Source organism: Fulvivirga imtechensis AK7, from assembly GCF_000331535.1.
GTDB classification, from domain to species: Bacteria; Bacteroidota; Bacteroidia; order Cytophagales; family Cyclobacteriaceae; genus Fulvivirga; species Fulvivirga imtechensis.
In genome coordinates, this window is sequence record NZ_AMZN01000196.1 from 1 (window position 1) to 747 (window position 747).

General features: G+C 37.3%; 2 protein-coding genes. Both read left to right on the forward strand.

The annotated features are described in order from the left end of the window. The first annotated feature begins 191 nt into the window (after positions 1-191). Positions 192-383, forward strand: a complete 192-nt coding sequence (locus C900_RS27735) for a hypothetical protein (protein WP_009583825.1) — start codon at positions 192-194, stop codon at positions 381-383. Next, entirely contained in the window at positions 371-676 is a 306-nt protein-coding gene (locus C900_RS27740) for a type II toxin-antitoxin system RelE/ParE family toxin (protein WP_051053062.1), read from the forward strand. Before C900_RS27735 ends, C900_RS27740 begins: the two co-directional genes overlap by 13 nt. The last annotated feature ends 71 nt before the right edge of the window (positions 677-747 follow it).

The following is a 747-nucleotide window of genomic DNA, read 5'->3' on the forward strand; positions in this document are numbered from 1 at the left end:
TTTGTAATCCGTTGTGCCCTCCACCGTAGGTGTTCGGTTCAACACTATGTATGAAATCATAGCCGCACAAGGCCAACGCCCAAACCAAAGCTACGGATTCATACATTGAGCGTTAGCAACAATTGGCTCCCAAAGTGAAGATTTACGAACAAATGGAGACAATTTTGCGGCGACTTTTGTTAAATTAGAATATGAAAGAGGTAAAACTAAAAGAATATTTGAATCAAATAGCTGACAGGTTGACTAAAGATTCGACCTTAGAAGATGTATATGAACAACTTTCTTTACTTGCTGACATTGATGAGTCTGAAGAACAGGTTGAAAAAGGAGAAGTTTTAAGCCAAAAAGAAGTTGAAGAACAATCTAAGGAATGGCTCAAGTAATATGGACTAAAAAGGCTTCCGGACAATTTGAACGAGCCATAAAATACATCTTCAAAGAACAAGGATTTTACTACGCTGACATTGTGCGTGAAAAAATTCTTCAAACAACGGCACTTTTAGAGGGTCAACCTCAAATGGGTACAATCGAACCACTTCTAACACATAAAAAATATGAATATCGTTTTCTTTTAGTCTGGAGCTACAAAATAATCTACAGAACTACAAAGGACAAAGTTATAATCTCCCGTGTCTTTCATACATCCAGGAATCCCAAGAGATTAAAAGGAATTTAACAAAAGGAGCCGGGGCCAACAGTAGTTAACACTAAGCCGAATAGCTGAAATACCATCAAAAAAAGCCTGAA